General features: G+C 68.2%; 8 protein-coding genes. 2 read left to right on the forward strand and 6 right to left on the reverse strand.

The genetic code is table 11. From position 1 onward, the window contains the following. Nucleotides 1-40: 40 nt before the first annotated feature. From B2284_RS07410 to B2284_RS07435, 6 genes are all read right to left on the reverse strand, one after another. Complete coding sequence (locus tag B2284_RS07410) at nt 41-1,453, reverse strand: xylulokinase (protein ID WP_006944277.1); 1,413 nt, start codon at nt 1,451-1,453, stop codon at nt 41-43. Nucleotides 1,454-1,519: 66 nt separating this feature from the next. Then, nucleotides 1,520-2,560: an NAD(P)-dependent alcohol dehydrogenase gene (locus B2284_RS07415; protein ID WP_006944326.1), complete on the reverse strand. Its 1,041-nt coding sequence runs from the start codon at nt 2,558-2,560 to the stop codon at nt 1,520-1,522. 126 nt (nt 2,561-2,686) lie between these two features. Then, nucleotides 2,687-4,183, reverse strand: coding sequence for a mannitol dehydrogenase family protein (locus B2284_RS07420; protein WP_006944266.1), 1,497 nt, complete (start codon nt 4,181-4,183; stop codon nt 2,687-2,689). Then, the gene (locus tag B2284_RS07425; RefSeq protein ID WP_006944162.1) at nt 4,183-5,070 is read right to left on the reverse strand and encodes a carbohydrate ABC transporter permease; all 888 of its coding nucleotides are present in this window, start codon (nt 5,068-5,070) and stop codon (nt 4,183-4,185) included. The genes B2284_RS07420 and B2284_RS07425 overlap by 1 nt, the downstream gene beginning before the upstream one ends. After that, nucleotides 5,070-5,948, reverse strand: coding sequence for a carbohydrate ABC transporter permease (locus B2284_RS07430; protein WP_243754814.1), 879 nt, complete (start codon nt 5,946-5,948; stop codon nt 5,070-5,072). Before B2284_RS07430 ends, B2284_RS07425 begins: the two co-directional genes overlap by 1 nt. Before the next feature lie 104 nt (nt 5,949-6,052). Further along, nucleotides 6,053-7,426 carry an ABC transporter substrate-binding protein gene (locus B2284_RS07435; protein ID WP_074040709.1) on the reverse strand — a complete coding sequence of 458 codons (1,374 nt, stop codon included), beginning with the start codon at nt 7,424-7,426 and terminating at the stop codon, nt 6,053-6,055. 132 nt (nt 7,427-7,558) lie between these two features. On the opposite strand from B2284_RS07435, the gene B2284_RS07440 reads away from it, so the two are divergent. Both B2284_RS07440 and lpdA read left to right on the forward strand, forming a co-directional pair. After that, nucleotides 7,559-8,524 (forward strand): sugar-binding transcriptional regulator, encoded by a 966-nt coding sequence (locus B2284_RS07440; RefSeq protein WP_083603940.1) that lies wholly within the window; start codon nt 7,559-7,561, stop codon nt 8,522-8,524. A 115-nt stretch (nt 8,525-8,639) separates the two neighbouring features. Beyond that, the gene (lpdA, locus tag B2284_RS07445) at nt 8,640-10,040 is read left to right on the forward strand and encodes a dihydrolipoyl dehydrogenase (RefSeq protein ID WP_074040710.1); all 1,401 of its coding nucleotides are present in this window, start codon (nt 8,640-8,642) and stop codon (nt 10,038-10,040) included. The last annotated feature ends 65 nt before the right edge of the window (nt 10,041-10,105 follow it).

Below are 10,105 nucleotides of genomic sequence, written 5' to 3' on the forward strand. Positions count from 1 at the left end.
TGGGCGAACCCCTTTCGTCCACCGCCTCGAGGTTGCCCGTTCAGCCGTGCAGTTGCCGCTGCAGACGTAGGTAGCGCTCGTAGACCGCGCGTCCGGCGGTGACGTCGTCGTCCGTGGCCTCGAGTTCGTGGTCATAGGCGACCTGCCAGGCCGGAGGCTCGTCACCTCCGGCCAGCGCCCACGCCGCCTGGCGCGCCGCGCCGATACCGACGTACTCCCCCGGCGCCGGGATGTGCACCGGCAACCCGAACAGGATCGGTGCGATCTCGCGCACCGCCGCCGAAGCCGCAGCGCCCCCGATGAGGACGATGCGTCGCGCGCTCAGGCCGTGCTGCTTCAGCCCCTCGACGCCCGCGACGAGGTTCGCGAGCATCCCCTCGACGCAGGCGCGCGCAAGGTTCTCCGGCGTCGCGTTCGCTCGGGTGAGGCCGCCGAGCGTGCCCGTGGCGTCGGGCAGGTCGGGCGTGCGCTCACCGTCGAGGTAGGGCAGCAACGTCAGGCCCTGCGCGCCGATGGGTGCCGCGAGCGCGAGGCGGGAGAACTCGTCGAGGTCGACGCCGAGCAGCTGGGCACCTGTCGTCAGCACGCGGGCTGCGTTGAGGGTGCACATGAGCGGCAGGTGCCGCCCGTCGGCCGAGGCGAATCCGGCGGTCTGCCCGCTCGCGTCCCGCGTCGGCGTGTCCTGGACGGCGAAGACGGTGCCCGACGTGCCGAGGCTGACGACGACGTCGCCGGGCTGCAGGCCAAGACCGAGCGCCGCGCCCATGTTGTCGCCCGTGCCCGCCCCGACGACGAGGCCCGCGTCGGTGACGCCGGCGGGCTCGGCGGGGCCGAGGACGCGCGGGACGCCGAACTCACGGCCCAGGGCGAGACGTTGGATGTCGGCGTCGTACTCGCCGGTGACGGGTGACCAGTACCCGGTGCCGCTCGCGTCGCCGCGGTCGGTCGTCCATCCTCGTAAGCCGCCGCCGGCCTGCAGGATGCGCCCCGTCAGCCAGTCGTGGGGCAGGACGACGGTGTCGAGGCGGGCGGCGTTGTCCGGTTCGGAATCACGCAGCCACCGCACCTTCGCGACGGTGAACGCCGCGACGGGCACGACGTCGAGCCGATCCACCCAGGCGCCCGCTCCCCCGAGTTCGTCGACGAGGTCACGCGCCGCGCCCGCCGAGCGAACGTCGTTCCACAGCAACGCCTCTCGGATGACGGCGCCGTCCGAATCGAGGGCGACCATGCCGTGCTGCTGACCGCCGACGGCGATCGCCTCGACGTCGTCGAGCATCCCGTCCGCCGTCGCGTCCTCATAAGCGCGCCACCACACCTCGGGGTCGACGCTCGTGCCGTCGGGGTGAGGCGCGCGCGAGGTGCGCACCACGGCGCCCGTCTCGGCATCACAGACGACGATCTTGGTCGATTGCGTGGACGAATCCACTCCGGCGACGAGTCGAGGTGACATGGTTTCCCTTCTCAGGCGTCGCCGGGGGCGACGCGCGGTTCGGACGGCGGTAACCGTAAGGTGAGATCAGACCGTCGGCAGTCCGTTCGGATAGATCATGGCCTTGACGGATGCCGGGTCGTCGAGGCCCGCGCGCAGGGCCTGCTCGCCGTCGGCGAGGTCGAAACGCCCCGTCACGAGATCGTCGACCTCGACGACGCCGCCCGCGAGCATCGCGAGCGCCTGCGGCCATGTGTTCGCGTAGCGGAACACCCCGGTGGCGCTGACCTCACGCTCCTGCAGCGCAGACAGGGGCAGTTCGACGGTGTCGCCGCCCATCCCGACGAGCACGGCGCGAGCGCCTCGCGCCAGGGCCCGCATCCCGGCGAGCGTGACTGAGGCGACCCCGGAGCACTCGAGCAGAACGTCGTACTCGCGCTCGTCGAACCTCTCGTGACGTGAGTCGACGACCCGCGCACCGAGCGCCCGGGCACGCTCGAGGCGTTCGGGGTTGAGGTCGACGACGGTGATGTCACGCGCGCCGCGCGCCCGGGCGGCCAGCAGGCACATGAGCCCGATGGGGCCGCAGCCGGTGATGAGGACGCGATCTCCGAGCGTCACATCGGCCTTGCGGCAGGCCCACAATCCGACCGACAGCGGTTCGACCATCGCAGCAGCCTCGTCGCTCACGCCGTCGGGCACCGGATGCGCGAAGGCGGCGTCGTGGACGATGCATTCGGCGAGCGAGCCGTCGTACGGCGGCGTCGCGTGGAACACCATGTCAGGGCACAGGTTGTAGGCGCCGGCGAGGCACTGCGCACACGTGCGGCACGGCACGCCCGGTTCGATGCTGACGCGCTCGCCGATGCGCGAGGCGTCGACGCCCTCACCGACCGCTTCGACGACACCGGCACCCTCATGCCCGAGCACCATCGGGTAGTCGACGGCGTAGCTGCCGATGCGCCCATGCGTGAGGTAGTGCGTGTCACTGCCGCACACGCCGACGCACGTCATGCGCACGAGCACCTGCCCGGGGCCGGGCGTCGGCACGTCACGCTGGGTCAGGGTGAGCGTCTCGGGTGCGCTCAGTTCGAGCACGCGCATGGGGTTCCTCTCGTCACACGTCATCCGGTCTCCTCTGTCGTCCTGGGGTTCCATTCACCCCCGAGGACTCCGACGCGGCCGGCGCCGCAGGCACGATGCCGGCGGCGCCGACCACGCCTCGTCAGGTCACCCCGACGTCACCGTGCCGGCTCACGCGCCGGGGCGGGCGTCCTGGGCGGCGCGGGCCTCGAGCGTGGCTCGGGCTCCGACCTCGTGCAGCGAGTCGAGTGCCGCGACGTAGGCCGTCGTGAATCGTTCGTCGTCGACGAGGTCGCCGAAGAAGTCCGGGTTGCGCAGGAACGCGAGCTTGTCGTCCTGCTGCGCCGCTGCGGCCGCCATGACGGCCTCCTTGGCGCGATCGTTGACGTCGATCGGGTCGCCCTGCTCGTCGGCGCCCTCGGCGTAGCGCGCCCACGACGCGATGACAAGGGCCGAGCGGTCGATCTCGCCGCCGTGCGCCAGGTTGTGCTTGACGACCGGCACGAGCCACTTGGGGATGCGGTCGCTGCTCTCCATGCACAGCCGGGCGAGCGTGTCGCGCACCTCGGGGTTGGCGAACCGCGCGATGAGCTCGTGACGGTAGGCGTCGAGGTCGACCCCGGGCACCTCCGGCAGCGTCGCCGAACCCTCCTTCTCCATGTAACCGAGCAGAAAGTCGACGAACAACGGGTCGCTGCACACCTCGTGCGCGTAGCGGTAACCGGCGAGGTAGCCGACGTAGCAGAGCGTCTGGTGGCCGCAGTTGAGCAGGCGCAGCTTCATCAGCTCGTACGGTTCGACGTCGTCGACGATCTGGACCCCGGCATCCTCGAACGGCGGGCGCCCGTTGGTGAACTCGTCCTGCAGCACCCACTGGGCGAACGGTTCGCACACGACCGGCCAGCCGTCCTCGACACCGAACGTGTCGGCAAGCTCGGCGATGTCCTCCGGCGCCGTGACGGGCGTGATGCGGTCGACCATGGAGTTCGGGAACGCGACGTGATCGCGCATGTACTGCGCGACCGACGGGTCCTTCAGCTCGGCGTACGCCGTCATCATGCGCCGCGCGATCTCGCCGTTGCCCGGCAGGTTGTCGCAGCTCATGACGGTGAACGGCGTGAGCCCCGCGTCGCGACGGCGTCGGATCGCCTCGACGATGAGCCCGAACGCCGTCTGCGGTGACGCCCCGTCGGCCAGGTCGTGCTGGATGCCCGGGTTGGATGCCTCGAACTCCCCCGTCACCTGGTTGACGAGGTAGCCGCCCTCGGTGATCGTCAGCGAGACGATCTTGACCTCCGGACTCGCCATGAGGTCGATGACCGCGTCGGGGTCGTCGGGCGCGAACAGCATCTTCTGGATCGAGCCGATGACGCGCGGCTCGCGGGTGCCGTCAGGGTGCTTGAGGACGAGGGTGTAGAGCCCGTCCTGCGCGTTGAGGGTGTCGACGATGCGCTTGTCGTGCGGCAGCACCCCCACGCCCGTGATGGCCGAGTCGAATGCCTCGCCGTCGTTCATGAGGCGATCGAGGTACATCGCCTCATGCGCGCGGTGGAAGCCGCCGACGCCGAAGTGGACGATGCCCGTCGTCAGCTTCGCGCGGTCGTAGGTGGGGCGCGCCACCTGTTCCGGCAGCTCGGCCAACGTGGATTGCAAAAGGCGGACGGCCATCAGCGAACAGCTCCCATCGACAGGCCCTGGACCAGCTTGTCCTGCGCGGCGAAACCGGCGGCGAGGACGGGCAGCGACACGACGATCGACGCGGCGCACACCTTGGCGAGGAATAGGCCCTGACTCGTCACGAAGCCCGTGAGGAACACGGGCGCGGTCTCCGCCACCGTACCGGTGAGCACGCGGGCGAACAGCATCTCGTTCCAGCTGAAGATGAAGCAGATGAGCGCGGCCGAGGCGATGCCGGGCATGACGACCGGCGCGATGACCTCACGCAGCGTGCGCACGAGACCGGCGCCGTCGACCTGGGCGGCCTCGAGCATCTCGCTCGGAACCTCGGCGAGGAAGCTGCGCAGCATCCAGATCGCGATCGGCAGGTTCATCGACGTGTACAGCAGGATGAGAAGCCAGATGTTGTCGAGCAGGTTGACCTTCTGCGCGAACAGGTAGATCGGCAGCAGCGCTGCGACCACGGGCATGAACTTCGTCGACAGGAAGAAGAACAACACGTCCGACCACTTCTTCACCGGACGGATCGACAGGGCGTACGCGGCCGGCAGGGCGAGCAGCAGGACGATGAGGGTCGAGACGACGCTCGCCGTCAGCGAGTTCGCCAGGGACGGCCACGGGTTCGAGTCGAAGAAGTTCTTGTAGCCCTCCGTCGAGAAGGGAGCGTCGAACTTGGGCGGGTTGGTGGCCGCGTCGTTCTCGGAGTGGAACGAGATCCACACCATCCACACGACGGGCAGGACGAACAGCAGGCCGATGATCCAGGCGAGGACGCCGAGCAGGGCGCCCGACCTCTTATTCGGGTTCGGCGTGTACGCGGGCCCGGAGGACTTCGGCGTCGCGGCGGGTGCAGCGGCCGCGGAGGCGGGAGTGCTCATCAGTTCTCCTCCTTGAAGAGGCTGAGGACGGTGCGCAGGGCGGCCGTCGCGATGATGATCGTGCCGAGGACGACGATCACACCGGCTGCGGAGGCCTGACCGTAGTCGTGGGCCTGGTAGAAGGTCTGGTAGATGAGGTACGGCAGGTTCGCAGTGCCGAGACCACCCGAGGTGATCGTGAAGACGGCGTCGAAGTTCTGCACGATGTAGATCGCGCCGAGCAGGGTGCTCAGCTCGATGTACGGGCGCAGGTGCGGCAGCGTCATGTGCTTGAAGATCTGCCAGTTCGACGCACCGTCGATGCGCGCGGCCTCGACGACGTCCATCGGGCGCGACTGCAGACCCGCGAGCAAGATGAGCATCATGAACGGCGTCCACTGCCAGATGAGCGAGACCGCCACCGCGAGCAGCGGGTTGTTCGTGATCCAGTCCGGCTGCGGAGCGTCGTCGCCGAGAACCATCTTGAGGAATCCGTTGAACAGGCCGTACTCGGGGTTGAACAGCGCGTGCTTCCACAGCAGCGCCGCGGCGACGGGCACGATGAGGAACGGCGTGATCATGAGGGTTCGGACGATGCCGCGGCCCTTGAACTTGCGATCGAGCAGCAGCGCGATGCCGAGCCCGAGCAGCAGGCTGATGATGACGACGATGAGCGTGAGCAGGATTGTCACCCAGATCGCCTTGCGGGTGTTGACGTCCGTGAACACCGTGACGAAGTTGTCGAAGCCGGCGAATCCGACGTCATCGGGGTAATACGCGTTCCAGCGCATCATCGAGATGACGATGGTCGCGACGAACGGCAGCTGCGTCGCGATGATCATGAAGATCAGCGCCGGCAGCAGCGGCGCGCGGCGCGCCCAGGCTCCCGTCCGGGCCAGGGCTGTCTTGCCGCCCGGAGCCGGTTCGAGATCGTGGTTGTCGGGGTCGCGGTGCTCGAAGTCGTCCTCGTCCCCTCGTGCGAGCGCGTTGGTGCTCACGTCACTCACTTCCCTTCACGCTTGCGATAGTCCTCGGCCACGTCGCTCGCGAGCTCCTGGCCCGTCTCGAGCGCCGCATCGACGCTCTGCTTGCCGGCGATGGCCGAGCTGACCTCCTGGCTGACCTGCGTGCCCAGGGCCGGAAACTCGGGGATGTCGACGAACTGGATGCCGCCGGCGGGTCGGGGCTGGACGCCCGGGTTGTCGGGCTGAGCCGACTCGATGGCCTTCTTCGCGGGTTCGGCGAACGCCTTCGCGGAGGCGACGTACTCGGGGATCTCGTACGTCGAGGCGCGCTTGCCGGAGGGGACCGACGACCAGCCGATCTTCTCGCCGACGAGCTTCTCGTACTTCTTGCCCGAGGCCCACGAGACGAACTTCCAGGCAGCGTCCTTCTTCTCGGACTTCTGCTCGATCGCCCACGCCCAGGCGTACAGCCAACCGGCATTCTTGGTCTTGACGACGGGAGCCGGCGCGTAGCCCATCTTCCCGGCCACCGGCGAGCCCTTGGCCTCGAGGGAACCGGCGGCCGACGTCGCGTCGTACCACATCGCCGTCTTGCCCTGCTGGGTGTTGTTGAGGCACTCGGTGAAGCCCGCCTGCGGCGCTCCGGCCTCACCGTGCTTCCTGACGAGGTCGACGTAGAAGTTCGTCGCCTGCTTGAACTCGGGCGAGTCGACCTGCGCCTGCCAGTCCTTCGTGAACCAGGTGCCCCCGAAGGTGTTGACGACGGTCGTCAGCGGCGCGAACAGCTGACCCCATCCTGGCTGACCACGCAGGCAGATGCCGCGCATGCCCGGCTGGGCGCCGTCGACCTTGGCCGCGATGTCGGCGACCTGCGGCCACGTCGGGTTCGCGGGCATCGTGATGCCCTTCGACGCCAGGATGTCCTTGCGGTACATGAGGAAGCTCGACTCGCCGTAGAACGGCTCGCCGTAGATCTTCCCGTCGACGCTGAGCGCCTTCGTCATGGGAGCGAGGATGTCGTCCTGGTCAAACTGGGTGTCGGCCTTGACGTGGCTCGTGAGATCCGCGACCCAGCCGGCCTTCGCGTAGATCGGGATCTCGAAGTTGCTCAACGTCGCGACGTCGTACTGACCGGCCTGGGCGCTGAACTCCTGACTCGTCTTGTCGCGCAGGTCGTCCTCCGGCAGCACCGTGAAGTTGACGTGGATGCCCGTCTCCTTCTCGAAATCCGGCGCGAGCTTCTGCAGGTCCATCATCTGCGGGTTGTTGACCATGAGGACGTTGATGCTGTCCTTGCCACCCGATGAGACCCCGCCACCCCAGCCCGCGCACGCGGTCGTAGACCCGCCCACCAGTGCTGTCGCGGCGAGGAGGGCGATGCCATTTCGTCGTCGTCCCACGAAACCTCCCATGTCGTCGTGCCTGGTGTGCAATGCTCGAACGAGCACCATGCTCACTTGAGCACTAGCAGGCACATATGAGTAGAGTGTGATTCGACACACAATGTCAACCCACGATTCACGCTACGAACGCCGGGAGTTCCCATGGTCGACGCGAGCGCACCGCAGCATCAGCGCCTCATGGTCCACGCAGCACGTCGCTACTACCTCGACGACGCCTCCAAGGTGGCCATCGCCGAAGAGCTCGACATCAGTCGGTTCAAGGTGGCGCGCCTGCTCGAGGAGGCCCGCGACCAGGGAATCGTCCGCATCGACGTCGTCGACCCCGGCGCCGGGTGCGAGCACCTCGAACGCCGCCTGCGCGACGCGTTCGGGCTCGCACACGCCGTCGTCGTCGACGTCGAGGAACTCGAGACGGACGCCGCGCAGGACGAGCTCGCCCGCCGCGGCGCCGACCTCATGCGGCGCCTCGCGCAGCCGACCGACGTCATCGGGCTGCCATGGAGCCGGATGGTCGCCAAGGCGGTGCGCCACTTCGACGGTCTGCCACCCGTGCCGATCGTCCAGCTCTCCGGGGCCCTCGACCTGCCGGCGTACGAATCCTCCCCCGTCGACGTCGTGCGTGACGCCGCCCGCCTCACCGGCGGAGAACCCCGCGTCTTCTACGCGCCGCTCGTTGCCGACGACGCCGCTGCGGCCGCCGTCATCCGCGCTCAGGCGAGCGTCGCAGGCACCCTCGACGACGCCAAGCACTGCTCCCTCGCACTCGTCGGCGTCGGCGGGTGGAGCAGTGGCGAGAGCACCCTGTTCGACCTCGCGAGCGACGACGAGCGCGACGATCTCGCGCGCCTGCAGGTCGTCGGCGAGATCGCCGGCTCCCTGTTCGACGTGACCGGCGCGCCGGTGCACGCGGGCCTGACGGCACGTCTGGTCAGCATGCGCCCCGACGACCTGCGGCTCATCACCCACGTCGTGGCCCTGTCGCACGGTCGGGCGCGCGCCGCGGCCGTCGCGGCCGGCATCCGCGGGGGCTACCTCACCTCGATCGTCGTCGACACGCCCTTGGCGCAGGAGCTGCTCGCGCAGCACACCGAGGCGACGGACGACTGAGCCCCACGCGCCGCGAGGCGCACGGGAACGGTCGGGACCGGGCACCGCAAACTTCTACCCGTCAGTAACTACCTGCACTCACACCCTGCGCTCCGATGGGTCTAGGCTCTGCCTCGTGGCCAATCATTTTGATGTCGTCGTCCTCGGCGCCGGCCCGGGTGGGTACGTCGCGGCTATCCGCGCCTCCCAGCTCGGCCTGAGCGCCGCCGTTATCGAGCAGAAGTACTGGGGAGGTGTCTGCCTCAATGTCGGGTGCATCCCCTCGAAAGCTCTGCTGAAGAACGCCGAACTCGCGCACGTGCTCACGCACGAGAAGGAGAAGTTCGGCATCGAGGGCGACGCCACGATGGCGTTCGGGCCCACGCACAAGCGTTCCCGTCAGGTCTCGTCGAACATCGTCAAGGGTGTTCACTACCTGATGAAGAAGAACAAGATCACGGAGATCAACGGTCACGGCACGCTCAAGGCCGACCACTCCATCGACGTGAAGGGTGAGGACGGCTCCACCCAGAGCGTCACCTACGACAACCTCATCATCGCGACGGGCGCCACCGTGCGCACGATGCCCGGGGTCGACCTCAGCAAGAACATCGTCTCCTACGAGGAGCAGATCCTCTCGGAGGAGCTGCCGGGCTCCATCATCATCGGCGGTTCGGGCGCCATCGGCGTCGAGTTCGCCTACGTCATGAAGAACTTCGGCGTCGACGTGACGATCGTCGAGTTCGCCGACCGCATGGTGCCGACCGAGGACGCGGACGTGTCCAAGGAGCTGCTCAAGCAGTACAAGAAGCTCGGCATCAAGGTCATGACCGGCACGAAGGTCGAGAAGGCCGAGGACACCGGCTCCGGCGTCAAGGTCACCGTCTCCCCCGCCAAGGGCGGCGACTCGCAGGTGCTCGAGGCCGACAAGATGCTGTCGGCGTTCGGCTTCAAGCCGCGCGTCGAGGGCTACGGCCTGGAGGATCTCGGCGTCAAGCTCACCGAGCGCGGCGCCATCGAGATCGACGCGCGCGGCCGCACCAACGTCGACAAGGTCTACGCCATCGGTGACGTGACGGCCAAGCTCATGCTCGCGCACACCGCCGAGGCCATGGGCATCGTCGCCGCCGAGACCATCGCGGGCGTCGAGACGATGGAGATCAACTACGACATGATCCCGCGCGCGACGTACTGCCAGCCGCAGGTCGCCTCGTTCGGTTACTCCGAGGCTCAGGCCAAGGAGAAGGGCTACGACGTCAAGACGGCGACGTTCCCGTTCTCCGCGAACGGCAAGGCGCAGGGCCTCGGCGAGGCCGTGGGCTTCGTCAAGGTCATCGCAGACGCTAAGCACGACGAACTGCTCGGCGCCGCGATGATCGGCCCCGACGTCACCGAGATGCTCCCGGTACTGACCCTCGCGCAGCAGTGGGATCTGACGGCCGACGAGGTCTCGCGCAACATCTTCGCCCACCCGACGCTGGGAGAGGCCGTGAAGGAAGCCGTGCACGGCATCGCCGGGCACATGATCAACCTCTGATCGCGCAGATCCACTGATCGCGCCTGTACCTCAGCGCGATCGATTCGAGACCGCCGGGTCCGGAG

The organism is Dermacoccus sp. UBA1591, from assembly GCF_002322065.1.
GTDB classification, from domain to species: domain Bacteria; phylum Actinomycetota; class Actinomycetes; order Actinomycetales; family Dermatophilaceae; genus Dermacoccus; species Dermacoccus nishinomiyaensis.

Bases quoted from the DNA above. Each gene is read 5' to 3' on its own strand.
- B2284_RS07420 (WP_006944266.1), bottom strand. From the start codon at position 4,183: ATGGCCGTCCGCCTTTTGCAATCCACGTTGGCCGAGCTGCCGGAACAG.
- B2284_RS07410 (WP_006944277.1), bottom strand. From the start codon at position 1,453: ATGTCACCTCGACTCGTCGCCGGAGTGGATTCGTCCACGCAATCGACC.
- B2284_RS07435 (WP_074040709.1), bottom strand. From the start codon at position 7,426: ATGGGAGGTTTCGTGGGACGACGACGAAATGGCATCGCCCTCCTCGCC.
- B2284_RS07425 (WP_006944162.1), bottom strand. From the start codon at position 5,070: ATGAGCACTCCCGCCTCCGCGGCCGCTGCACCCGCCGCGACGCCGAAG.
- B2284_RS07415 (WP_006944326.1), bottom strand. From the start codon at position 2,560: ATGACGTGTGACGAGAGGAACCCCATGCGCGTGCTCGAACTGAGCGCA.
- B2284_RS07440 (WP_083603940.1), top strand. From the start codon at position 7,559: ATGGTCGACGCGAGCGCACCGCAGCATCAGCGCCTCATGGTCCACGCA.